At 67.9% G+C, this 23,061-nt stretch carries 19 protein-coding genes; 12 read left to right on the forward strand and 7 right to left on the reverse strand.

All coding sequences use genetic code 11. From position 1 onward, the window contains the following. The first annotated feature begins 4 nt into the window (after positions 1 to 4). A complete protein-coding gene (fabI, locus tag J8I35_RS06325; protein ID WP_050014998.1) occupies positions 5 to 763 on the forward strand; it encodes an enoyl-ACP reductase FabI in 759 nt (252 codons plus the stop codon). A 21-nt stretch (positions 764 to 784) separates the two neighbouring features. Here fabI and J8I35_RS06330 read toward each other — a convergent pair whose 3' ends face one another. From J8I35_RS06330 to J8I35_RS06345, 4 genes are all read right to left on the reverse strand, one after another. After that, on the reverse strand, positions 785 to 1,996 hold the full coding sequence (locus J8I35_RS06330) for a crosslink repair DNA glycosylase YcaQ family protein (RefSeq protein WP_209924796.1): 1,212 nt from the start codon (positions 1,994 to 1,996) through the stop codon (positions 785 to 787). Between the two features lie 335 nt (positions 1,997 to 2,331). After that, positions 2,332 to 3,411, reverse strand: coding sequence for a terpene synthase (locus J8I35_RS06335; RefSeq protein WP_209924797.1), 1,080 nt, complete (start codon positions 3,409 to 3,411; stop codon positions 2,332 to 2,334). 53 nt (positions 3,412 to 3,464) lie between these two features. Continuing rightward, positions 3,465 to 4,235 (reverse strand): polyprenyl diphosphate synthase, encoded by a 771-nt coding sequence (gene uppS / locus J8I35_RS06340; protein ID WP_209924798.1) that lies wholly within the window; start codon positions 4,233 to 4,235, stop codon positions 3,465 to 3,467. Positions 4,236 to 4,628: 393 nt separating this feature from the next. Then, positions 4,629 to 6,017, reverse strand: coding sequence for an MFS transporter (locus tag J8I35_RS06345; protein ID WP_050015005.1), 1,389 nt, complete (start codon positions 6,015 to 6,017; stop codon positions 4,629 to 4,631). A 389-nt stretch (positions 6,018 to 6,406) separates the two neighbouring features. Here J8I35_RS06345 and J8I35_RS06350 point away from each other — a divergent pair, with 389 nt between their 5' ends. Together J8I35_RS06350 and treA are read left to right on the forward strand one after the other, a co-directional pair. Next, a complete protein-coding gene (locus J8I35_RS06350) occupies positions 6,407 to 7,036 on the forward strand; it encodes a TetR/AcrR family transcriptional regulator (protein WP_124638780.1) in 630 nt (209 codons plus the stop codon). 137 nt (positions 7,037 to 7,173) lie between these two features. Further along, the gene (gene treA / locus J8I35_RS06355; protein ID WP_124630688.1) at positions 7,174 to 8,892 is read left to right on the forward strand and encodes an alpha,alpha-trehalase TreA; all 1,719 of its coding nucleotides are present in this window, start codon (positions 7,174 to 7,176) and stop codon (positions 8,890 to 8,892) included. 99 nt (positions 8,893 to 8,991) lie between these two features. Here the strand turns inward: treA and J8I35_RS06360 are convergent, their stop codons facing one another. Both J8I35_RS06360 and J8I35_RS06365 read right to left on the reverse strand, forming a co-directional pair. Continuing rightward, positions 8,992 to 10,482, reverse strand: a complete 1,491-nt coding sequence (locus J8I35_RS06360) for a carbohydrate porin (RefSeq protein ID WP_209924799.1) — start codon at positions 10,480 to 10,482, stop codon at positions 8,992 to 8,994. A 92-nt stretch (positions 10,483 to 10,574) separates the two neighbouring features. Next, a complete protein-coding gene (locus J8I35_RS06365; protein WP_050015011.1) occupies positions 10,575 to 10,844 on the reverse strand; it encodes a hypothetical protein in 270 nt (89 codons plus the stop codon). A gap of 1,083 nt (positions 10,845 to 11,927) precedes the next feature. Here J8I35_RS06365 and J8I35_RS06370 point away from each other — a divergent pair. Beyond that, the gene (locus tag J8I35_RS06370; protein WP_162838124.1) at positions 11,928 to 12,065 is read left to right on the forward strand and encodes a hypothetical protein; all 138 of its coding nucleotides are present in this window, start codon (positions 11,928 to 11,930) and stop codon (positions 12,063 to 12,065) included. Between the two features lie 122 nt (positions 12,066 to 12,187). After that, complete coding sequence (locus tag J8I35_RS06375) at positions 12,188 to 13,834, forward strand: NRAMP family divalent metal transporter (protein ID WP_050015013.1); 1,647 nt, start codon at positions 12,188 to 12,190, stop codon at positions 13,832 to 13,834. A gap of 122 nt (positions 13,835 to 13,956) precedes the next feature. On the opposite strand, the gene J8I35_RS06380 is transcribed toward J8I35_RS06375, so the two are convergent. Further along, on the reverse strand, positions 13,957 to 14,865 hold the full coding sequence (locus J8I35_RS06380) for a LuxR family transcriptional regulator (RefSeq protein WP_209924800.1): 909 nt from the start codon (positions 14,863 to 14,865) through the stop codon (positions 13,957 to 13,959). 281 nt (positions 14,866 to 15,146) lie between these two features. Between J8I35_RS06380 and J8I35_RS06385 the strand changes: the two genes are divergently transcribed. The 7 genes from J8I35_RS06385 to J8I35_RS06415 all read left to right on the forward strand — a co-directional run bounded on the left by J8I35_RS06385 (position 15,147) and on the right by J8I35_RS06415 (position 23,049). Continuing rightward, positions 15,147 to 15,980: an autoinducer binding domain-containing protein gene (locus tag J8I35_RS06385; RefSeq protein ID WP_050015015.1), complete on the forward strand. Its 834-nt coding sequence runs from the start codon at positions 15,147 to 15,149 to the stop codon at positions 15,978 to 15,980. 250 nt (positions 15,981 to 16,230) lie between these two features. Further along, on the forward strand, positions 16,231 to 18,438 hold the full coding sequence (sctV, locus tag J8I35_RS06390) for a type III secretion system export apparatus subunit SctV (protein ID WP_209924801.1): 2,208 nt from the start codon (positions 16,231 to 16,233) through the stop codon (positions 18,436 to 18,438). Then, positions 18,435 to 18,713, forward strand: a complete 279-nt coding sequence (gene sctS, locus J8I35_RS06395; RefSeq protein WP_006480854.1) for a type III secretion system export apparatus subunit SctS — start codon at positions 18,435 to 18,437, stop codon at positions 18,711 to 18,713. Before sctV ends, sctS begins: the two co-directional genes overlap by 4 nt. After that, complete coding sequence (gene sctC / locus J8I35_RS06400) at positions 18,713 to 20,758, forward strand: type III secretion system outer membrane ring subunit SctC (RefSeq protein ID WP_050015018.1); 2,046 nt, start codon at positions 18,713 to 18,715, stop codon at positions 20,756 to 20,758. Before sctS ends, sctC begins: the two co-directional genes overlap by 1 nt. After that, positions 20,739 to 22,097 (forward strand): type III secretion system inner membrane ring subunit SctD, encoded by a 1,359-nt coding sequence (gene sctD, locus J8I35_RS06405; protein WP_124595238.1) that lies wholly within the window; start codon positions 20,739 to 20,741, stop codon positions 22,095 to 22,097. Before sctC ends, sctD begins: the two co-directional genes overlap by 20 nt. A gap of 138 nt (positions 22,098 to 22,235) precedes the next feature. Beyond that, on the forward strand, positions 22,236 to 22,448 hold the full coding sequence (locus J8I35_RS06410; RefSeq protein WP_050015022.1) for a hypothetical protein: 213 nt from the start codon (positions 22,236 to 22,238) through the stop codon (positions 22,446 to 22,448). Positions 22,449 to 22,572: 124 nt separating this feature from the next. Further along, positions 22,573 to 23,049, forward strand: a complete 477-nt coding sequence (locus J8I35_RS06415) for a hypothetical protein (protein WP_209924802.1) — start codon at positions 22,573 to 22,575, stop codon at positions 23,047 to 23,049. The last annotated feature ends 12 nt before the right edge of the window (positions 23,050 to 23,061 follow it).

The following is a 23,061-nucleotide window of genomic DNA, read 5'->3' on the forward strand; positions in this document are numbered from 1 at the left end:
CGGCATGACGTTGCGACACAAGCGGGGGCTCGTCGTCGGCATTGCGAACGAACAGAGCATCGCGTGGGGATGCGCGCGTGCGTTTTGCCGGGCCGGCGCGACGCTCGCGGTGACCTGGCAGTCGGACAAGACCTTGCCGCACGTCGAGCCGCTGTTCGCGCAACTCGACGCGCCGATCCGGATGCCGCTCGACGTCGGGCGGCCCGACCAGATGGCGGCGGTGTTCGATGCAATCGCGGCCCAATGGGGCGAAATCGACTTCGTGCTGCATTCGGTTGCGTATGCACCGAAGGCCGATCTGCACGGCCGCGTGGTCGACAGTTCGCCGGAAGGCTTCGCGTTGGCGATGGATACCTCGTGCCATTCGTTCATCCGGATGGCGCGGCTCGCCGAGCCTCTGATGACGCGCGGCGGGAGCCTGATGGCGATGAGCTATCTCGGCGCGGAGCAGGTCGTCGCGAACTACGGGGTGATGGGGCCGGTCAAGGCCGCGCTCGAAGCGAGCGTGCGGTACCTGGCGGCCGAACTCGGCGGCGCGGGCATTCGCGTCAACGCGATTTCGCCGGGCGTGCTGCCGACGCGCGCGGCGTCGGGCCTGCCGGACTTCGGCCGGCTGCTCGACGACACCGCGCGCCGGGCGCCGCTGCATCACGCGCTGGACATCGACGACGTCGGCGCGTTCTGCGCGTTTCTCGCCAGCGACGGCGCACGGGCGATCACGGGCGGCACGCACTATGTCGACGCCGGCATGCACATGCTCTAGCGCGCCGGCGGCGCGCGGCGTTCAGGTCCGCGCGAATGCCTGCACGAGGGCCGGCGGCGCGTGGGCGACCGTGACCTCCGGCGTGCCGTGCCACGCCGCGAGTTTCTCCACGGCCTTCGCGACGTCGGCTGCGAGCCCGGCGCCGAACCGCACGCCCGGCTCGACATGCACGGCTTTCAGCTCGAACGTGCCGAGCGTGCGATGCGCTTTCGCATCGACGCGGCCCACCAGCCGGCCGCGATGCAGCACGGGCAGGCAGAAATAGCCGTAGCGCCGCTTGTGCTCGGGCGTATAGCACTCGATCGTGTAATCGAAACCGAACAGCGTCGACGCGCGCCGCCGGTCCCACACGACCGGGTCGAACGGCGACAGCAGCGTCGTGACCGTCGAGCGCAGCGTGTCGGCAGCGGCCGCCGGCAGCAGCGCATCGAGCGAGCGATGCACGTAGGCCGGTTCCTTCCAGTCGTCGATCTGCACCGGAATCAGGTCGCCGGCCTCGGCGAGCCGCTCCAGTTCCGCGCGGTACGAACGGCGCGGCAGCCGATAGTAGTCGGCCACCCAGTCCGCGCGCACGACGCCGAGCGCGCGGCACGTGTAGTCGAGCAGCGCAGGCAGCACCGCATCGCGCGGCGGCAGGTCGCGCGTATCGTCCCAGTCGGGCAGCACGCGTTCGCGCACGTCGTACACGCGCTGGAAATTGCGGCGTTCCGACACCATCAGGTCGCCCGTCGTGAACAGCACTTCCAGGTGACGTTTCTCGGGCTTGCGGTCCCACCAGCCGTTGCCCTTCACGCCGTCCTCGCGCGCGAAATCGGCCGACCGCACCGGGCCTTCGTCGCGAATCCGCGCGAGCAGCCGTTCGATCTCCGGACGATTCTGCTCGTGCCATTCGGCCGCATATTTCCAGCCCATCCCCGACGGATCGAGCATCTTGTAACGCATCAGCCCGAACTGCTCGATCGGCAGGAAACACGCTTCGTGCGACCAGTATTCGAACAGGCGCGCCTCGGCGAGATGTTCGTCGAGCCAGCGCGGCGGGAAATCGCCGAGACGGCTGAACAGCACGAGATACGGGCTGCGTGCGACGACGTGGATGGTGTCGATCTGCAACTGCGCCATCCGGCGGATCGTGTCGAGCACGTCGGACTTGGTCGCCTTGCGGCGCGGCGGGGTGAGCAGGCCCTGTGCGGCGAGATGGAGCGCGCGGGCGGCGGCGGGCGAAAGCGTGAGCATCGGCGGGACGGTCGAGGGTGGCGATCGGGAACCACTTTAGCGCGAAAGCGGCGCGCGCGTGCGACGTGCGGCTGCAACACGTCTGACAATGGTTGACAGATGCGTTTCGCAAGTTTCCCTATAGTGCAGTTCATGGCGCGACGATCAATGCGCGCAACGATTCCGCTTCCGACGCACATATGTCCATGGCACGCAGGAAGCGAATCCGGGATTCCCGACCCCCATCGGGAGACCCGGAGCCCTGAGCGGACATCCATGCGGCTGTGCACCGGCCCCGTGTGGATGTCCGCTGATTTTTTTGTTTTTCCGGTTTTCACCCATTGCCGCGCGACGGGTCATGCCGCGGCGCTCGTCTGTCCGGGCCGCAGCGCGCGGGACAGGTCGTAGTGTTTCGCCGCGCCGTAACGCGGCGAACCGAAGTGCCAGTCGTAATTGCCGCGAATGTACGTCCGGGCCTCGTCGAGCAGGCGCAGCGACGCGCGGTCGTCGGTGCGCGCGCGTACCTGTTTTTCCAGATCGAGATAACGCGCGAGATAGCGGTTGTGGATGTCCGCCGCCGCGTCGAGCGCGGCTTGCGGCGCGAGCCCGCGTTCGTGCATCAGGACGCAGACGAGATTGCTGCTCGATTCGCCAGCTTCTTTCGGATACGAAAAGATGTCGTTGCACAGGCAGAGGATCAGGCCGGACAGCTTGCGCAGGCGCTCGACTCCTTCGTCGGCGTAGAACGCGGCGGGCGCTTCGTAGCCGGCGGCGATATCGATCAGCGCGAACGCGCCTTCGCCGCAGCCGTTATAGGTGCGACCGGCAAGGTACTCGGCCGTGTCGGGCACGACGTCGATCGCGAACCGGCCGGCTTCCCACAGCGTCGAGAACAGGAACGTCATCATCCCCGCGACCCAGCGTGCGTACTGCACGCGCGTGGACGTCGCGGCGATACGCGCGCACACATCCTGAGTCGCCCGTTGCAGGGCGGGCAGGAACGCGGCCAGGTGCGGCAGGCGCGCCGCCAGCGCGGCGCGCAGCGGTGCCGGATCGTGGCCGGTCGGATCGGCAATCGTTTCGTACAGCCACAGGTAGAGCGCGCCGAGCTCGCCGGGCGTGCGCGCGACGCCGTGCAGGCTGCACAGGCCGTCGTCGATCGCGAAGATCCAGCCGTACGCGCGGGTCGTCGTGCACAGGCCGTCGAAGGTGGCGTGCGCATAGACGCGCGAGCAGTATTCGCCGACCTTGCCGTGACGGATGCCGTTGGCCCAGCGCGGATCGTCGAGCAGGCCATGGCCGTTCATCCACGCGAGCAGGTCGGCTTCGGCGCGGTCGGCGTCGGGATGCACCGGCGTTTCGAACGGATGGAACAGGTGCGGCAGCACGAGCGTGGGCGCGGCGGCTTCGGCGGCAACGGTTTCGGCGGTGGACATGGCGTACCTCGCGGATGGCGGGTGACAACAGGTGTCGAGAAGGGTGGGACGGCCTACATGCCGAACCGGCGCGCGCGCTTGCCGTATGCATCGATCGCCTGTTCGAAATCGTCGCGTCCGAAATCGGGCCAGCACGTCGGCGTGAAATAGAACTCCGAGAAAGCGGTTTGCCACAGCATGAAATTCGACAGGCGTTGCTCGCCGGACGTGCGGATCACGAGGTCCGGCTCCGGCTGGCCGGCCGTATAGAGCCGGCTCGCGATCAGCTCCGGGCTGAGCTGCGCGAGCAACTGATCGACGGTGCCGGCCGCGACGTGCTCCGCGATCAGCGAGCGGACTGCGCGCAGCAGGTCGAGGCGGCCGCTGTACGCGACCGCGATGTTCACGTCGAGCCCGCGCGCGTGGGCCGTGCGTTGCTGCGCGGCATCGATGCGCTCGGCTGTCGCGGGCGGCAACTTCGTCAGGTCGCCGATCACGTGCAGGCGCCAGCGGCCGCCGGCGGCGAGCTCGTCGAAGGCGTCGGCGATGACCGCGAGCAGGCCGCGCAATTGAGCGGCGTCGCGATTGAGATTTTCGGTGGACAGCGGCCACAGCGTCACGAACGGGATCCCGGCTTCCTCGCACCACGACAGCAGCGCATGCACGTTGCGCCCGCCAGCCCGATAGCCGTCGACGGCCGGCAGGCCGAGACGGTCCGCCCAACGCCGGTTGCCATCGAGAATGACGGCAAGATGCGTCGGCAACGGCGGCCGGGCCGTTTCTGATGCGGCAGGCGAGTCGATGGCGAACGTTGCCGGCGCGCGCAGAATCAGCTCTTGAGTCATGGCGACTCCTTCGAGGCGAGGAAGCGATCGAAACGTGAAACAGCAGATGGGATCGTTATGGCGACTGCCGCATGCCGGCGTGGGAATTCTGTTCGCACCGATGCGAGCGATTATTATTGATCAGTGAATTTCGGATTTTCAAGTCATTCGCATGCACCATTTCTCGGCGCGCCAGCGCAAGCGACCGAGCAGGCGTGGCGGGGTGCCGGCCGATATCGAAAGCGGTGATGCGCAGTCGATTTTCGAGCCGATGTTATTTCGACATGCGGATACGGCGAATGCTTTTTGCGTTTCGCGAGATTGAATAAATCGCGGAATTGGAAAATAAAGCGATGCAATACGCGGGCGACCGATTGCGGCGAAAACGTTTCCGCCGCGTCGGCCGTCGGGCGCTTATGCCCGCTTGCCGCGCGCGACTTCGTCGCCGGCGCCGGGCGGCAGCCGCCGCGTGATCGGAATCGACGCGAACGAGCACAGCCCGACCACGAGGAACGCGGGCCAGAAATCCGACCACATCATCGTCTGATGGCCCTGGAGCCAGTGCGACACGTGCAGCACGAGGCCGGCCACCGTCACGCCGAGGCCGAGCGACATCTGCTGGACGACGCTGCCGAGGCTCGTCGCGCGACCTGCGTCGCGCGGCGAGATGTCCGCGTAGATCATCGAATTCAGGCTCGTGAACTGCAGCGCGGGGAAGATGCCGCCGACCAGCACGATCAGCCAGATCGTCCAGGTCGCCATGCCGGGATGGAACACGCCGTACGCGGCGATCGCGAGGCCTGCGAATGCCGCGTTGTAGATCAGCACCGTGCGAAAACCGAAGCGGCGCAGCGTATGCGTGGCGGTCGAACGGCTGACCGCGCCGCCGAGCGCGGACGCGCACGTGATGAGCCCCGAGTGGAACGCGCTCATGCCGAGCCCTTCCTGCAGCGCGAGCGGCAGCAGGAACGGCACTGCGCCGAGCCCGATGCGGAACAGCGACCCGCCGACGACGCTCGCGTGGTACGTCGGGATCTTCAGAAAACTGAGGTCGAGCACTGGGCGTTCCTTGCGGCGCGCGTACGGCACGTACAGCGCGAGCATCGCGGCGCCGGCCGCGCACATGATGATGGCGTTCGAGCGCGACGTGAGCGAACCGTCGATCAGCGTGAGGCCCATCAGCAGTAACGCGGCGCCGCTGGCCGACAGCAGGAAGCCGAACCAGTCGAGCGGGCCCGGATCGGGCTCGTGCGTGTTCGCGATGTGCTTGCTGGCGAGGTAGATCCCGTAGATGCCGATCGGCACGTTGATGAAGAAGATCATCCGCCAGTGCAGGTAGGTCGTGATGAAGCCGCCGACGAGCGGCCCGACCGTGGGCCCGAACAGCGCGGGAATCGCGAGGTAGTTCATCGCGCGCACGAGATCGGCGCGCGGCACCGCGCGGAAGATGATGATGCGGCCGACCGGGACCATCATCGCGCCGCCGACGCCCTGGATGAAGCGCGCGAACGTGAGCACGCCGAGCGAGTTGGATGCCGCGCACATCAGCGAGCCGACGACGAAGATGCCGATCGCGGTGCGGAACACGGCGCGCGCGCTGAAGCGGTCGGCGAGCCAGCCGCAGATCGGAATGAACACGCCGAGACCGACCACGTAGGCCGTGATCGCAATGTTCAACGTGACGGGGTTGTGCCCGAAGTCCCTCGCCATCGCGGGCAGGGCGGTGACGATGATGTTCGCGTCGACGCTTTCCATGAACAACGCACAGGCAACGATGAGCGGTGCTAGAAAGACGGGCGACATGGGCAGGGCGCGCGGTAAAGACGCCATTATGCCCACAATGTGACCGCTGCGTCACGTACGACAACAGTTGTTCCGCATGTTGCAACAGTCGTCTTTTCCGGCGGATGGCGCGGAAAGGACGACCGCGCACGTACGAGCGATGTGCTGCCTGGGCGATGAACGACGCGGCATCGTCGTCGCGATGCGCACGCGTTTTCGATGCGAGGCCGGAGGTTGACGCGGTGATCTGCGAACCGCTTGCCGCACGGCAAGTCGACCGCGCGTTCGCGTTGGAATGCGCGACGAGCGGGGACGACGTGGGGCCCGGTCATGTCGATTCCTTTTGACGGCGTGTCCGTGCGTTTCTAGAATATGAGCACTTGCTCACATTCGAAAGCCGCCTTCCCGCCATGTCCGAATCGTCGTCGCGCATTCCGCTTTCGCCGCGCAAGGCGCCGCGCCAGCGCCGCTCGGTGGCCACCGTCGATGCGATCGTCGAGGCTGCCGCCCGCATTCTGGAGCGCGACGGCTTCGACGGTTACACGACGAACGCGGTGGCCGCGCTGGCCGGCGTGAGTATCGGCTCGCTCTACCAATACTTCCCGAACCGCGATGCATTGACGGCCGCGCTCGTCGAACGCGAGAGCGCGCATCTGCTCGACGACGTCGACCGGGCCGCCGCGCTGTCGTGCTGTGACGACGTGCTGCGCACGCTGGTGCGCGGGGCCGTCGCGCATCAGATGCGCCGGCCGGTGCTCGCGCGGCTGATCGATTTCGAGGAGGCGCGCTTGCCGCTCGGCGCGCGCACCGCGCGCGTCGCGGACCGCATCCACGCGACCTTGCTGCATGCGCTCGGGCTGCGCGATGCGCCGCGCGTCGCCGCGCCCGGCGTCGTGGCACACGATCTGCTCGCGATCGTGAAAGGCATCGTCGATGCGGCGGGCGCGCGCGGCGAGACCGATGCGGATGCGCTCGAAGCGCGTGCGTGGCGGGCGGTACGCGGCTATCTCCGCGAGTCGCGCGAATCGAAACTTGCTTGACATGCATGTTTCGTGCGACAGTCAGGCCCATTCGCACCACAACATGACGCGTATCGATCGAAGGCCATCGAGACGAACGCGCGCGCGAACGAGACCTCGTGCCGATCCACTCACCATTCGAAAGGAGGGGACACGCCATGACGTCACGTCGTGCCGCACCGCTTGCATCTCGCTTCCCGTCGCGTCAGTCACCGCCCGCGCCGCGTCCGCGCTGGGCGGCCGCACTGGCCATTGCCTATCTCGCCGTCGCCGGTTGCGCCGCGCAGGCCGACAATGCGCACCAGGCCGCCGCGCAAGCGGCGAGCCCGTCCGCGTTGCCGGCCACCCCCGCAGCCGCATCCGCTCCCGCGTCCGGCACGCTGCTGCCGCCGCCGAGCCAGCTCTACGGCGACCTGTTCGTCGCGGTGCAGACGGCGCAGCTCTATCCCGACCAGAAGACCTTCGTCGACGCCACGCCCGATACCGATCCCGCGACGATCGTGCAGTTGTATCAGCAACAGAAATCGCAGCCGGGCTTCTCGCTGAAGGCGTTCGTCGACCAGCATTTCACGCCGCCCGCGACAGGCGGCGTGACGCCGCCGCCGAACCAGACGCTGCGCCAGCACATCGACTGGCTGTGGCCGCAGCTCACGCGCACGAGCACCACGGCGCCCCCGTACAGTTCGCTGATTCCGCTGCCGAAGCCGTACGTCGTGCCGGGCGGCCGCTTCCGCGAAGGCTACTACTGGGACACCTATTTCACGATGCTCGGGCTGCAGGTGTCGGGGCGCGAGGATCTCGTCGACGACATGCTCGACAACTTCGCATACCTGATCGATACGATCGGGCACATCCCGAACGGCAATCGCACGTACTACGCGAGCCGCTCGCAGCCGCCGTTCTTCGCGTACATGGTCACGCTCGCCGCGCAGGTCGAAGGCGACAAGGTCTACCAGAAATACCTGCCGGCGCTGCGCAAGGAGCACGCGTACTGGATGCAGGGCGAAACCACGACACCGCGCGGGCAGGCGACGCGCAACGTGGTCGCGATGCCCGACGGCGCCGTGCTGAACCGCTACTGGGATGCGAGCGACACGCCGCGCGACGAGTCGTATCTCGAGGACGTGACGACCGCGAAATCGGTGCCGTCCCGGCCGGCGAACGAGGTGTACCGCGACCTGCGCGCGGGCGCCGAAAGCGGCTGGGACTACAGCTCGCGCTGGTTCGGCGACGGCAAGACGCTCGCGACGATCCGCACGACGTCGATCGTGCCGGTCGACCTGAACAGCCTGATGTTCCATCTCGAGACGACGATCGTGAAGGGCTGCGTGGTCACGCGCGACATCGCGTGCGTGGCCGATTTCTCGGCGCGCGCGGGGCGGCGTGCGGCCGCGATCAATCACTACCTGTGGAATCGTCGCGGCTATTACGGCGACTATGACTGGCAGTTGCGCAAGCCGCGCGACGGCGTGACGGCGGCCGCGCTGTATCCGCTGTTCGCTGGCGTCGCGTGGCCGGAGCGCGCGAAGGCGACCGCGCGCGAAGTGCGCAAGACGCTGCTGCAGCCGGGCGGGCTCGCGACGACGACCGAGAACACGGGCCAGCAGTGGGATGCGCCGAACGGCTGGGCGCCGCTGCAGTGGATCGCGATCGACGGGCTGCGCCGTTACGGCGAACCGGCGCTCGCGAAGGACATCGGCACGCGTTTCCTGTCCGACGTGAAGCAGGTGTACGCGGCCGAAGGCAAGCTCGTCGAGAAGTACGTGGTCGAGGGCACCGGAACGGGTGGCGGCGGGGGCGGCGAATATCCGTTGCAGGACGGCTTCGGCTGGACCAACGGCGTCACGCTGAAACTGCTGGGGCTGTACGGCGAGTAACGCACGGCGGCGCGGGCCGCATGCCCGCACGGCAAGCCACCACATGAGCCGGGCCGTCGCGCAAGCGGCCGTCCGGCCCGTGCCTCGATGCGGCGGGCATCAGAACGTGATCGTCGTGCGCACGCCGACCACCGTCTCGTCGCCGATGCGCGCGCCGGCCGCATTCGGGTTCGGGATGCCGCCGCCCGGACGGAAGAAGTGCTGCAGGTCGGCCTGCACTTGCCACCACGGCGCGACCTGATACTGGTACGTCGCCTCGATGACCGTCTCCGCGCGGCGCACCGGATAGCCGGGCGTCGTGTACGCGCCGGTGTCGCCGTCGAGGCCGCGCGCATGCGAGCCGATCTTCGCGTAGCCGATCGCGATGCCGGCGACGTCGTTGTCGCGTCCGACGAACGGCGCCTTCAGCGTCACGCCCGCATTGGCCGCGAAATCGACGATATTGCGATCGCCCGGCGAGCCCATCACGCGCGCGAACACGCCGACCGAGCGCGGGCTGTCGGCCGACGGCCGCCACACCATCTGGTCCGCGACCGCATAGAAGCCGTAGTTGCCGCGATGCGTGGCGGGCGTACCGTTGCTCGCCGGATCGGCGAGCGACAACCCGTCGGTGCCGTAGCGTGGATCGTTCGCGTGCTGCGACTGATACCAGGCGCCGAGTTTGTACGTGCCGGGCAGGCCGGCCGGCGGCGGCGCCTTCGGATCGGCGGCCGGCGCGTTCAGCGCGTACTGCACTTCGCCGATCACGAATGCGCCGCTGCGCAGGTTGAAGTGGGTGCCGTGCGCGTTCAGCACCTGCGCGTCGCCGTCGCTGCGGCCGGCCGGGTTGCCGTCGAACACGCCGACCATCGCGGTCCACGCGTCGGCCGGCTTCACGCGCAGCCGCACGCCGAGCGACGACAGCGGATACGCGGGGCCGCCGGACGGCAGGTCGGTGGACGGCAGCACGGGCCAGCCGAACGTCGCGTTCATGAACGTCGCCGCGTTCTCGCTCACCATGAATTCCTGGTCGACGCTCTGCTGGCCGACTTTCACGTCGACCTTGCCGTCGAGCAGCGACTGCTGATACCAGAGCTCCCACAGGCGCGTGGTCGAATTGGCTTCGATGCCGGTCGCGGTCTGCAACGTCTGCAGGTAGCGCTGCGAGAGGTTGGTGCCGTGGATCTGCAGCCCCGACACGTTGAACGTGCCGCCCGGCAGGCCGATCGCCTTGCCGGTGTCGACGTTGAAGCCGAATTGCGTGAGCCCCTGGTACGCGCCGCCGCGCCCCGTGCCGCCGGACGTGTTGTACAGGTACTCGCTGGTTTCCTGCAGGCTCAGCGTGACGCCGTGCTGGTCGAGCACGTCGCGCAGGCCGCCGATGTTGCCGAGCAGGTTCGAGCGCTCCCACAAGCCGGTGGGAGCGGGCGCGGCAGCATCGGCGGCCTGTTGTTGCGCGGGGGCGGCCGCATCGCGCGCGCCGGCCGCCGGTTCGGTTGCGGCGGGAGACGTCGTTTGCGCGAATGCGGGTGCGGCGGCGAACGACAGCAGCAGCGCGGCGAGCGCATCGACGCGACGCTTGCGCGGGACGGGTGCGAGAGTGTTCTTCATTTGGTTCCGTTGGCAGTTTGATTCGTTAGGCTGAAGAAACGGGAACGGGATGCGGGACGCATGGCGAGACGGCCCGCACGGACGCAGAGGGATTACGGCAGCCAGCCGCCGACGCGCCATACCTGCGCGAAGCCGACGCGTGGCGCGACCGAGCAAAGCAGCGCGGCGAGCGCGACCGCGGCCGCCGTCGCGGCGATCAGCACGCAATCGAGCAGGCGGGGCGCCGCCGGCACATGGGCGAGCGCGAAGCCGCGCCAGTTGCTCAACACATGGGTGAGCGGCGAAAGGCCGGAAACGAACGAGCGGTCGCACGCGACGTGCACGACGCGCTTGAGCCTGACCGCGAACGATTGAAAGAACATGACGCTGCCTCCGTTTCCGTCCGGCGAACGCCGAACGACGTGATCGAGCGCGGGTGCGTGACGCGACCCTGCGATCGGAGGATGGAACATAACGGAGCGTGCGACTGACGAACCGGCGATGGCCGGCCCGGAAGGAGGCGCGCTAACCCGACGAATGCGAGCTAGCGGCGAAAGACATGTGTCTGGCTGCTATCTCGCGATGGCTTGGCCGGCCTGGACCGGCATCGAACTGCAACTAGAGCATGTGTCCACGGAGGGACTCCCTTGATGAATTGGGGCGGATTGTAGTCGCGACTTTTGCTGCGGCGCAAGCAGAAAACGCACGAAAGATGCGCTGTGTCGCGTGCGCGTCGCCGCGGGGCGGGGCTGGCACTTGGCCGCCGGGCGATCGTCAAAAGGATGCGCAGTAGGGTGCCGCGGCCGTTGCTCGCACGCATCGGCGCCCGGCCGCGTGATGACGGCGCTGAAAGGTTTCGGAACGTTATTTCAAGGGCAAATCTTTCAGTCGCGTCAGGCGGGGAATTTATTTCGAAAAATGGGGTTTCAAGGGGTTGACTTCACTTTCGGGCGGTCCATAGAATCCGCCATCTTCACTCTTGGGGCCGCCGCCTTGGACGCCTGCAGTAGTCGATCTTCGAACGACATTTCCGCCTGAGCGACCGACGTCCGCGCCTCATCGACGCCGCCGTTTGTCTCCCGGGCAAACGGTGCGCGCAGCAGTATTCCGCAGCCACTCCCTACGTGCACCCTGATTCGCGCCGGTTAGCGTGATGCGTTCTCGCATGCGTTGCCCGGTTTCACCGCCGCCAGGCAGGCGGCCGCGTTCGCGCATCCGTTCTCCGGGCGCGCGAACGCCGGCCCGCCCGCCGGACGGCGGTCAACCGTGTTCTCCGGAACACCGCACAGGAGCCGCCGTGAACGACAGTGACAGTTGTCCCTTATGCCCGTTGCATACGCAGACCCTTTTGAACCCGGGTCGCGGGGACTCGCCGGCCGCCTAGCCTGACACGTCGTTCAGGCACCGGACTGGCCCCGCGCCCACGACGCGGCCGGCACGATGCCGTCGCCGCACGGAGCCAGACCATGAACTTCGGCCTTCTGCTGTCGAACCTTCCGCACGTCACGGAATCGCGCCACCACTACGACGCGATGCTGACGCTCGACGCCCGTCCGCGGGTGTTCTCCCGCCTGCTGAACCAGCTGAAAGCGTTGATCCACTGAAAAGAAGCGCCGAGCGCGCCTCGGCATGCGCACGCGCGCGCGCCTTCGAGCGGCCGTCCCGCGCGCATGCCAAGGTCACACGCTCATCGAATCGCATAACCCTTAGCCGTACGGAATACATCATGTCCACGCCCTCCAACGTCTCCCCACCGATCGCGGTCGAGCGCAGCGCCGTGCTCGACGAAGCCCATCTGGGCGACATCCGCGGTGCGCTCGGCACGATCTCGCACCACGACACCGGTGCGCGCGGCACGTGGTGGGCGCGCCTGCGCACGCTGCTCGCGATCATCGGCCCGGGCCTGATCGTGATGGTCGGCGACAACGACGCCGGCGCATTCGGCACCTATACGCAGGCCGGCCAGAACTACGGCACGACGCTGCTGTGGACACTGCTGCTGCTCGTGCCCGTGCTGTACGTGAACCAGGAAATGGTGCTGCGCCTCGGCGCCGTTACGGGCGTCGGCCATGCACGGCTGATCTTCGAACGCTTCGGCAAGTTCTGGGGTGCGTTCAGCGTGATCGACCTGTTTCTGCTCAACGCGCTGACCATCGTCACCGAGTTCATCGGCATCACGTTCGTGCTGGATTTCTTCGGATTGCCGAAGGTGGCCGGCGTGTGCGTGGCCGCGGCCTTGACGATGGCGGCCGTCAGTACCGGCGACTTCCGGCGCTTCGAGCGGTTCGCGATCGGGCTGTGCGTGCTGAGCCTGCTGCTCGTGCCGGTGCTTGTGTCGATCCACCCGCCGGTCGCGCAGATGACGCGCGATTTCTTCGTGCCGAACTGGCCCGCGCACGCGAAGCTGTCGGACGTGATGCTGCTCGTGATCGGTATCGTCGGCACGACGGTCGCGCCGTGGCAATTGTTTTTCCAGCAGAGCTACGTGATCGACAAGCGCATCACGCCGCGCTTCATGAAATATGAAAAGGCCGACTTGTGGATCGGCATCGCGTTCGTGCTGGTCGGCGCGGTCGCGATGATCGGCTTCAGCTCGGCGTTGTTCGGCGGCCATCCGGAAGCCGGCAACTTCACCGACGCGGGCGGCGTCATCGCCGGCCTGGAGCGGTATGCGGGCCGCACGAGCGCGACGCTGTTCGCGGTCGCATTGCTCGACGCGTGCATCATCGGCGCGGCGGCCGTGTCGCTGTCGACCGCCTACGCGATCGGCGACGTGTTCAAGATCCGCCACTCGCTGCACCGCGGCGTGACCGACGCGAAGGGCTTTTATCTCGTGTATTTCGGCATCGTCGCGGCCGCGGCCACGCTCGTGCTGATCCCGGGCAGCCCGCTCGGCCTGCTGACCGAAGCCGTGCAGACGCTCGCCGGCGTGCTGCTGCCGAGCGCGACGGTGTTTCTGCTGGTGCTGTGCAACGACCGCCAGGTGCTCGGCCCCTGGGTCAATTCGACGAAGCTCAACGTGTTCACGGGCGCGGTGATCTGGGTGCTGGTGCTGCTGTCGATCATCCTGACCGCGTCGGTGATGTATCCGGACATCAGCGGCGAAGCGATCGTCGACGTGCTGGTGGGCGGCACCGTGCTCGCGATCGCCGGCTATCTCGCGACGGTACTGATTCGCCGCAACAAGCGCGTCGTCGAGCCGGCCGTCGATCGCTCGCTGCGCGACACGTGGCGCATGCCGCCGCTCGACACGCTGGCGCCGCAGAACATGACGCTCGCGACGCGGATCTGGATGGCCGTGCTGCGCGGCTATCTGGTGATCGCGGTCGGCCTCGTGATCGTGAAGGTCGTGCAGATGACGCTGCTGAAGTAACGGCGATCGTCTGCCAGGAAGCGGCGCCAGACCCGGCGCCGCCCGTCCATGCCGGCCCGCGAGGCCGGCATGTGCGTTTACGCGGGCGATGACGCGCAACGGCGTTGCGCCGTCGCCGCGTGTCAGATCAGCTCGAGCTTCGACGTCAGATACGTGAGCTGGATCCGGTTCGCGACGCCGAAGCGCTTGCGCAGCTTGCGCAGGTGATAGTCGACGTTGTGCGCGCTGGTGTCGAGGCGCCGGCCGATCTCTTTGTCGGACGCGCCTTCGGCGATGCCGAGCAGCAACTCCTGCTCGAACGGCGTGAGCCCGTTGACCGCACGCTCGCGCGACGTCGAGATCAGTTGCGGCGACGCGAACTTGTGGACCGACAGCCCGATCGACAGCGCCTGCTCGATCGTCGCCGGCGTGATCCATTCGCGCGTGCGGCGCGGCGCGGTGAAGCTCATGAACGCGTGCAGCCGCGTGCCGGGCACGGCCATCGAATACATGATGCCGCTGCACATCCCGTCGTCCTGCATCGTCTGCAGGAAGCCGTCGAGCGCGGCCGGGCTCACGGACGGCGCGTCGTCGCGCTCGCGGTGCGCGCGGCGCAATTGCTGCAGATCCCACACGATCGGCATGTTGCACACGCGCGCGCCGAGCGTGCGCGGATCGACGTCGTGATGGCTGTGCCGCACGTAGTCGCCGCGATAGGTGGCCGGCGTGAACGCTTCGTGCAGGTAGAGACTTTCGACGCGCTCGCGCGCGAATTCGAGGGCGAAATACGCGAACGTCGAGAATCCGGTCAGGTGCAGCAGGCTCGTGACGATCCGGTTGCGCTCGGCCGTGCTCTGCGCGAGCGCGAGCGTATCGGCGACGCCGAGCTTCGGCGCGTGCGGCTGCGCGTCGTCGCCGCGCTTCACGTCGTCGCACCAGACGACCTGCACGGCGCGCTCGCGCAGCGCGTCCGCGCCGGCGTTCGACACGCGCGACGAGCGCGGCAAGCTGGTTGGGGCGACCGCTTCTTCATGCAATGCAATTTCGGACATGAGCCATCCCTCGGAATCGACGCGCATCGCCTGGCGGCGGCCGTATCGTGTACGGCATTCGCGGCGGTGCGACCGAGCATCGTTGTGATTGCGCCGTCGTCATCCCTGACGAAACGCGGGGGCATTGTACAAAAATGCCGGTGTGTGGGTAATATGCCGTAATACTAATCGCGGCGAAAGTTTCATGTTCGCGTGCATATAACGACGACCAGAAAATCATAAAGAAAAGACCAGATCGTGACGGGGCGCAGTTTCACATATTGGGAAAGGGCGGGCTCCTCATGACATATGCTGACGGCGCACCACGCGTCGAGTGGTTCTCACAAGCCGATATCGCGGCCGCTGCCGCTTATTCGAACGAATATCACACCATCGAGCGTGACGTTTTTACCGGTATTCAAATCGCGCCCGGTAAAACCGACCTTGCGTCATTCGATTTCGCGCAATGCCATGCGCGATTGCGGCAAATCGGATTCAGTACGCTCGGTTACGGCGCGTACGAAATGATCGGGCGCCGCATCCTGCGCGCGCATCTGCTGCGCGATCTCGCGCCGGCGACGTTCATGCAGCCGTTCATCGAAGGGATGCTGTACGAAAGCGACCCGCGCTTCGCGCAGGTGCGGCAGAGCGGCTTCCCGGTCGCGTGGCGGCTCGACGAGATCGAGGCGGCCGCGCAGGGCAGCGGCGATCGCAAGGTGCTGGCGCTCGCCGGCCACTTGCGTGCGCATGCAATGAATAGCGGCGTGATCTTCAGTCTGTCGGCGCCGCGCCTCGACCTGCGCGTCGCGGTGAACCTGACGTCGGAAACGCACGGCACCGAATGGATCGACGATCGCGTGATCGGCGGCGCGCTGTCGGTCAGTCTTGCCGTGCACCGCGTCGCGCTGCCGTTCCTCGAGGCGCGTGTCGCGCGCATGCGCGGCTTCGCGCTCGGCGACGAGCAGCAGCAGGTGCTCGACCGGCTCGTGCACGGGCTGTCCGACCAGGAGATCGCGAGCGCGCTGCGTACGTCGCTGCACAAGGTCGGGCACCATATCCGCTCGCTGGAAAAGCAGTTCAACGTACAGAATCGCGCGCAGCTCGCGTACCTCGCCGCGCGGCGGCTGCCGTCCTGATCTGACGTCTTCCGGCACGCGCGCCGGCGGCCCCGGCGCGCGATGGAAGCGGTTCCGGCGACGCGTGCCCGAACCGGCCGCCGGGTTTCGTAGTCCGATTCGATCGTCTGACGAAAACGCGCTTTCACGCTACGAGGCGCGCTTCTTTTTCTTTCGGTTCCCGTCGCTACACTCGTCCCATTCAACGGTCCGCGCAGCACGGGGAAGGGTTGCCCGTGCCAGCCGGCGATAACGACAGGACAACGGCACGATGGCTGAACCGAAGGCGCTCCCCCGCGACTGGCAGCGGTTGTTTTCCGCCGGCCGCGGCGTGTCCGGACGGCGCCTCGGGGGCGCATCGCCGCGCGCCGACCTGTTTCTCGCGACCTTCATCGTCGCGGTCGTCGCGCTGTTCATCCTGCCGCTGCCGCAGACCGCGCTCGACGGGATGATCTCGCTGAATCTCGCGGCGAGCGTCGTGCTGCTGACGGTGTCGACCTACGTGCCGTCGGCGGTCAGCTTCTCGTCGTTCCCCGCGTTGCTGCTGTTTACGACGCTGTTCCGGCTCGCGCTGAACATCGCGTCGTGCAAGCTGATCCTGCTGCATGCGAACGCCGGCCACGTGATCGACGCGTTCGGGCGGCTGGTGGTCGGCAACAACGTGGTGGTGGGCGGTGTGGTGTTCCTCGTGATCGCGGTCGTGCAGTTCATCGTGATCGCGAAAGGGTCGGAGCGGGTGGCCGAAGTCGGCGCGCGTTTCTCGCTCGACGCGATGCCGGGCAAGCAGATGAGCATCGACGCGGACCTGCGCGCGGGCATCATCAGCGCCGACGAAGCGCGCGAGCGCCGCGAGAAGCTCGAGCAGGAATCGCAGATGCACGGCGCGATGGACGGCGCGATGAAGTTCGTGAAGGGCGACGCGATCGCGGGCCTCGTGATCGCGTTCATCAACATCGTGGCCGGCATCGCGGTCGGCACGCTGATGCACGGGATGGACATCGGCGAGGCGCTGCAACGTTACGCGATCCTGACGGTCGGCGACGGGATGGCGTCGCAGATCCCGTCGCTGCTGGTGTCGATCGCGGCCGGCATCGTGACGACGCGCGTGGCGACGCGCGATGCGCGGCAGCGCCAGCTCGGCGAACAGCTCGGCGAGCAGCTGGGTGCGCACCCGCGCGCGCTGCTGATCGCGGCGTTCGTGCTGACCGGTTTTCTCGTCGTGCCCGGTTTTCCGAAATGGTCGTTCGCGCTGATCGCGCTCGGCCTCGGTGCGTTCGCGTTCTCGCAACTCAAGCGCAAGACGTCGGCGCCGAGCTTCAACCTGATTCATGTCGCGGGGCGCGTCGGCGCGGCCGACGACGGCCAGCCCGCAAAGGTGTCGCACGCGGCGGGCGTCACGTCGCTGATCGCGGTGTCGCTGTCCGACGAGCTACGCACGGGCCTGAACCTCGCGCAATTGCAGGCGGCGCTGTCGAGCGCGAAGGCGCGCGTCGACGCGGACATCGGCACGGTGTTTCCGCGCATCACGCTGAACGACGACGAGGGCGCGCCGGCCGGCATGTACCGGATCTACCTGCAGGACGTGCTCGCCGCGCACGGCGCGCTGAAGCCGGGCTGGCTGCTGTGGGACGGCGTCGCGCCGCTGCCCGAGCGCGCGGAGCGCCAGCCGGCCGAGGCGTTCGGTCCGTTCGCGACCGCGCTGTGGATCAAGCCGGACGGCACGGCGCCGGACGGCAAGTGGCTGTCGAGCGAAAGCGCGCTGGCCGCGCACGTCGAGCAGATCGTGCGCCAGCATGCGGACGAGCTGCTCGGCATCCAGGAGACGCAGGCGCTCGTGCATCTGGTGCGCCGCGATCACCCCGAGCTCGTCGGCGAACTGACGCGGCTCGTGCCGCTGCAGCGCGTGACCGAAGTGCTGCGTCGGCTGCTCGCCGAACAGGTGCCGATCCGCAACTTGCGCGTGATCTTCGAGAGCCTGATCACGTGGGCGCCGAACGAGCCCGACGACGTGATCGCGCTGGTCGAACTCGTGCGCGTCGATCTGCGCCGGATGATCACCGACCGTCACGCGGGCACGGCGCGCCAGCTGCGGGTCGTGCTGTTCGAGCAGAACCTGCAGGAGCGGATCGAAAGCGCGGTGATGCGCACGAAGCAGGGCAATTTCCTCGCGCTGTCGAGCGCGGTCAAGCAGGACATCGGCGAGCAGGTGCGCGCGATCGTGCAGGCCGCGCAGGCGGCCGGCCCCGGTGGCCACGGCAATGCGCCGGGCGCCGCTCGGCTCGCGGTGATGGTCGCGCTCGGCGCGCGCCGCTACGTGAAGACGATCCTGCAGCCGGTGCTGCCCGAGCTCGCGGTGCTGTCGTACCAGGAAGTCGAGGAGGACGTGCAGTTGCATACGGTCGGCTGGGTGAAGAACCCGCCGGACGACGGCACGGTCGGCGCGGGCGCCGACGTGCGCGCGCCGGGAGCCATGCAATGACGAGTTCGACAATCCTCGACCTGACGCGCCAGGCGCTGATGCTCGTGCTGCTGTTGTCGCTGCCGATCGTGCTGATCGCGACCGTCACCGGCCTTGTCGTCGCGATCCTGCAGGCCGTCACGCAGGTGCAGGACGCCAACATCGGCATCGCGGTGCGGCTGATCGCCGTGATGGTCGCGCTCGTGCTGCTGTCGGGCTGGCTCGGCGGCGAAGTGCTGCGCTTCGCGCAGCAGGCGCTGGAACGCATGTTCGTTTCTTCCACAGGAGTCCTTTGATGCGTCGACGCGTCGCCTCGATCCGGTTTCAACCGCGCAGCCTGCAACGGGCCGCGCTTGCCGTGTGTGCGACCGCGCTGCTCACGGCGTCGCTGTGCATGGCGCCCGCGCAGCATGCGCGCGCCGCGGACCTGCGCTGGCGCAACAAGCCGTTCACGATCGTCGCGAACGGCAAGAAGATCGGCGACTTCATCCGCGAGCTCGCGTCGTCCCAGGGCGTGACGGCGGTGGTCGACCCGAAGGTCGACGGCGTGATCAGCGGCCGCTTTTCCGGCACGCCGCAGCAGACGCTCGACACGATCTGCTCGACCTACGGGCTCACGTGGTACTACGACGGCTCGTTCCTGTACGTCGATCCGGCCGACCAGTCGCAAACGCAGATGATCCCGATCCCGCCGAACGCGTCCGGCGAAATCGGCCGCGCGCTGCAGGCGATGCAGATTCCGGACAAGCGCTACACGCTGGTGATCAACGATCGCGCGAACAGCGTGTACGTGGCCGGCCCGCGCCGCTACGTCGAGCTCGTGCGGCAGGCGATCGGCTCGGTCGGCGATCCGTCGGCGAACGGCGCGCATGCGGACATCCGCGCGTTCCGTCTGAAATACGGCTGGGCGTCGGATTTCACGATCAATCGCTCGGGCAAGGAAGTGACGGTGCCGGGCGTCGCGACGATCCTGCGCCGGCTGTTCGGCAAGACCGGCGACACGGTCGCGGCGCCGTCGAGCACGCCGCTCGGGCAGGCCGCGCGCCAGGTGAAGCTCGGCTCGGGGCTGACGATTGCGGTGCCGCGCCTCGACTTCCCCGACATCTCCGGCGGCCCGCGGCAGGGCGGCTATGGCGGTGCGGACGGCAGCATGGGCGGCGGGTTCTCGCCGTTCTCGAACAACGGCGGCGGCGACACGCTGCCGCAGATCGTCGCCGATCCCGCGATCAACGCGGTGATCGTGCGCGACCTGCCGGAGAACATGTACCGCTACCAGTCGCTGATCGGCCAGCTCGACGAGCGGCCGCGCATCGTCGAGATCAACGTGACGATCATCGACATCAACGAGGATTCGCTCGACAGCCTCGGGATCGACTGGCGCCTGCACACGACGCACGGCGACGTGCAGATCGGCAACGGCCAGAACGCGCTGAACGGCAACACGCAGTACAACGGCGCCGGCAACCCGCCGCTGACGTTCGGCATCGGCACGTCGGAAACCGGGCAGACGGGCGCGTTCATGCCGACCGGCATCGCGCTGACCGCATCGATCGGCGGGTCGCTGCGCAACTACCTGCTCACGCGCGTGAACGCGCTCGCGCAGAAAGGCCAGGCGCAACTGCGATCGAAGCCGAAGGTGCTCGCGCTCGACAACACCGAGGCGATCCTCGAGAACCTCACGCAGTTCTACGTGCAGGTGCCGGGCTATCAGGATTCGTCGCTGTACAGCGTGACGACCGGCACCAGCATCAAGGTGACGCCGATGATCGTCGACGAGGCGATCCGCAACGCGGCCGCCGTGTCCGGCAACTCGCAGAGCGTGATGATGTCGATCGACATCCAGGACGGCAACATCGTGCCGGGGCAGGCCGTGTCGAACGTGCCGGTGATCCAGCAGCGCAACATCGTCACCAAGACGATGATCGACGAAGGCAAGAGCCTGCTGATTGCCGGTTTCAACGACGACGAGGTGCGGCTGAACAAGAGCGGCGTGCCCTGGCTGTCCGACATTCCGCTGATCGGCAACCTGTTCAAGTACACCGACAAGTCGGGCAACCACATGGAGCGGTTCTACCTGCTGACGCCGCGCGTCGTGACGAATGCGTCGATGTATGCGCCGGACGGCTCGCCCGTGAACCCGGGCGTCGACGGTCCGGCGAACCCTGAAGGGCTGTCGATGTATCGGCCGCCGGACAACGACGTCGCGGTGCCGCTGACGCCGAAGCCGCTGCCCGGCACGAAGTTCGGTCCGCCCGCGTTGCCGCCGCCGCCTGCGGGCGCGGCGTCGCAGCCGGCGGCGACGACCGCAGGAGTGGTCACGCATGTCGACGAGCATCATTGATCCGCACGGCGACGGCGCGTTGCCCGGCGGCGCGGGAAGCGCGGGGGCCGGTTCGGCCGCGCTCGCGTCGCCGTGGAACCTGTGCTTCCTGAGCGGGCCGATGTACGGCCGCACGATGTCGCTCGCACGCGGCGCGAACTGGGTCGGCACGGCGGCCGATTGCGAAGTGATCTTGCCCGATCGCGAGATCGGCGCGAAACAGGTATGCCTGCAGGTCGGCGCGCTCGCGGTGACCGTGCAGAACCACGGCGGCGACACCGGTGCGCCGGTGCTGTTCAACGACGAGCCGCTCGGCAGCGGCCGCCGCTCGCTGACGCCGAACGACGTCGTGACGGTCGGCTCGATCCGGCTCGGCATCGCACGGCATGCGCAGGCGAGCGTCGCGTTGCCCGACGAAACCGATACGCCGGACACCGCGCGCGAGGCTGCATGGCTCGGCTGGCTCACCGGCGGGCTGCGGCGGCTGGGCAGCCGGCGGCTCGTGATCGCGCTGGTCGCGCTGTGGGTCGGCGTGCTGCTCGGCGCACTCGGCTACGGCTTCGTCGCATGGTCGGGGCGCCTGCCGTGGCAGCACGAATCGGTGCTCGCGCGTACGCACCGGCTGCAGCAACTGCTGCACGCGTATCCGGAGCTGGCGGTCGCGCCGCGCGACGACGGCGTGATCGTGTCGGGTTACGTGAGCGACCCGGCCGCGCGCGAGCGCGTCGCGCAGATCGTCGCGGGCGTCGATAACGCGGCGCTCGGCAACATCTACGTGGTCAGCGATCTGGTCGCGACCGCGCAGACCTATTTCAGCGATACGGCGCTGACGGTCACGTATCTCGGGCGCGGCCGGATCGAGCTGACGGGCACGGCCGCGCGCGCGCAGATCGAGCCGCGCATCCGCAACTACATGAAGGATGCCCGGCCGGCGCTCGAGGTGGTCGATCACGTGCGCGACGCCGATGCGGCCGCGCCGCGCACGGCGACGACGCTCGGCGGCACGGCGGGCATTCCGGAGATCACGACCGTGTTCGCGGGCGACGGCGACCAGCGCTACATCGAGACGGTCGACGGCAGCCGCTATTTCGAAGGCGCGCGGCTGAAGGAGGGTGCGACCGTCGTGTCGATCGGCCCGGACGAAGTGGTGTTCGAGCGCAACGGCCAGCGCATCACGATGCCGCTCGGCGGCCCGTCGGCGCATGCGCCCGAGCAGGCGCCGGCGCCGCCCGTGGCGCCGCTCGCGAGCGGGGCGGCGGCCGGCGTCGCGCAGCCGGTGCCGGGACCGACGCTGTTGCCCGATGCGCCGGCGACGCCAGCCGTCGCGGCGGCCGGCGCATCGAAAGGCGCGACGCACTAGCGTCGCGACAGGATCAGCGCAGCGCGTTTCGCGATGCGCGCATTACGCGACACGCCGCGCATGCGGCGCGTCACGTCGCCGGCGGGGCATGGGGCCGCCGCCGGAAGGTGGTGTGTGGTTCACGTAAAGGAGCGAAGCATGGGTACCTCGGCAACAGGTGGTGTGACGAACACGGGCGACGTGCAGAAGCAGGCCGACGACCTGACCAAGACGCAGCTCGAACTGACCAAGATCAACTTCCAGGTTCAGCAATCGACTGCGACGTTCGAAACCAGCAACGCAGTGACCGCGCAGGAAGGGACGGCGAACGCCCAGGTTGCGCAACACCTGAGTTCCGCCGGCCGCGCGTGACGCCGGTCGCCGGCCGCGCCGCGCGACGTCGCACGCCGGGGCCGCCCGTGACGGGCGCCCGGTGTGGCGTCGATGCGTGCCGGCCGGCCCGTTCCCGGCTCTGCCGGTCAAGGAGGACACGATCATGTCGGTAACAGGCGTAGGCGCGGCGCCGCCGGGCGCGGCGGCGCTCGCGAGTGCCGCGCAGCAAACGGGCACGGCGTCCGATCCGGCGCAGGTGCGCCAGTTCGATGCGCTGATGCAGCCGGGCGCGTCGGCGGTCGTCCCGCCGTCTTCGTCGGGCGTCGCGATGGCGCGCGCGCCGGCGGATGCGGCGCCGGCCGTGCAGATGACGCCCGCGCAGGCGAACCAGTCGTCGCTCGTCGAGCGGTTGCGCACGTACGGCAACGATCTCGATTCGCGGTACGCGAACATCGACAAGCATCGCAACGAGATGCTGACGTCGATGGCGGACAGCCGCAGCGACCCGCTGATGACGATGGTGAAGGCGATGGATTTCCAGTGGACCGCAACCACCACGATTTCGGAATACCAGTTGAGCCTGTCGGTTGCGCAGGCGGCGAACGGCTTCACGCATACGGTGCTGAAGACGCAGGAGTGAAAGCGCGTGCGG

The organism is Burkholderia sp. CpTa8-5, assembly GCF_017815045.1.
Lineage (GTDB): Bacteria > Pseudomonadota > Gammaproteobacteria > Burkholderiales > Burkholderiaceae > Burkholderia > Burkholderia sola.

Coding starts and splice junctions, on each gene's coding strand:
- fabI (WP_050014998.1), top strand. CDS start 5: ATGACGTTGCGACACAAGCGGGGGCTCGTCGTCGGCATTGCGAACGAA.
- J8I35_RS06330 (WP_209924796.1), bottom strand. CDS start 1,996: ATGCTCACGCTTTCGCCCGCCGCCGCCCGCGCGCTCCATCTCGCCGCA.
- J8I35_RS06335 (WP_209924797.1), bottom strand. CDS start 3,411: ATGTCCACCGCCGAAACCGTTGCCGCCGAAGCCGCCGCGCCCACGCTC.
- uppS (WP_209924798.1), bottom strand. CDS start 4,235: ATGACTCAAGAGCTGATTCTGCGCGCGCCGGCAACGTTCGCCATCGAC.
- J8I35_RS06345 (WP_050015005.1), bottom strand. CDS start 6,017: ATGTCGCCCGTCTTTCTAGCACCGCTCATCGTTGCCTGTGCGTTGTTC.
- J8I35_RS06350 (WP_124638780.1), top strand. CDS start 6,407: ATGTCCGAATCGTCGTCGCGCATTCCGCTTTCGCCGCGCAAGGCGCCG.
- treA (WP_124630688.1), top strand. CDS start 7,174: ATGACGTCACGTCGTGCCGCACCGCTTGCATCTCGCTTCCCGTCGCGT.
- J8I35_RS06360 (WP_209924799.1), bottom strand. CDS start 10,482: ATGAAGAACACTCTCGCACCCGTCCCGCGCAAGCGTCGCGTCGATGCG.
- J8I35_RS06365 (WP_050015011.1), bottom strand. CDS start 10,844: ATGTTCTTTCAATCGTTCGCGGTCAGGCTCAAGCGCGTCGTGCACGTC.
- J8I35_RS06370 (WP_162838124.1), top strand. CDS start 11,928: ATGAACTTCGGCCTTCTGCTGTCGAACCTTCCGCACGTCACGGAATCG.
- J8I35_RS06375 (WP_050015013.1), top strand. CDS start 12,188: ATGTCCACGCCCTCCAACGTCTCCCCACCGATCGCGGTCGAGCGCAGC.
- J8I35_RS06380 (WP_209924800.1), bottom strand. CDS start 14,865: ATGTCCGAAATTGCATTGCATGAAGAAGCGGTCGCCCCAACCAGCTTG.
- J8I35_RS06385 (WP_050015015.1), top strand. CDS start 15,147: ATGACATATGCTGACGGCGCACCACGCGTCGAGTGGTTCTCACAAGCC.
- sctV (WP_209924801.1), top strand. CDS start 16,231: ATGGCTGAACCGAAGGCGCTCCCCCGCGACTGGCAGCGGTTGTTTTCC.
- sctS (WP_006480854.1), top strand. CDS start 18,435: ATGACGAGTTCGACAATCCTCGACCTGACGCGCCAGGCGCTGATGCTC.
- sctC (WP_050015018.1), top strand. CDS start 18,713: ATGCGTCGACGCGTCGCCTCGATCCGGTTTCAACCGCGCAGCCTGCAA.
- sctD (WP_124595238.1), top strand. CDS start 20,739: ATGTCGACGAGCATCATTGATCCGCACGGCGACGGCGCGTTGCCCGGC.
- J8I35_RS06410 (WP_050015022.1), top strand. CDS start 22,236: ATGGGTACCTCGGCAACAGGTGGTGTGACGAACACGGGCGACGTGCAG.
- J8I35_RS06415 (WP_209924802.1), top strand. CDS start 22,573: ATGTCGGTAACAGGCGTAGGCGCGGCGCCGCCGGGCGCGGCGGCGCTC.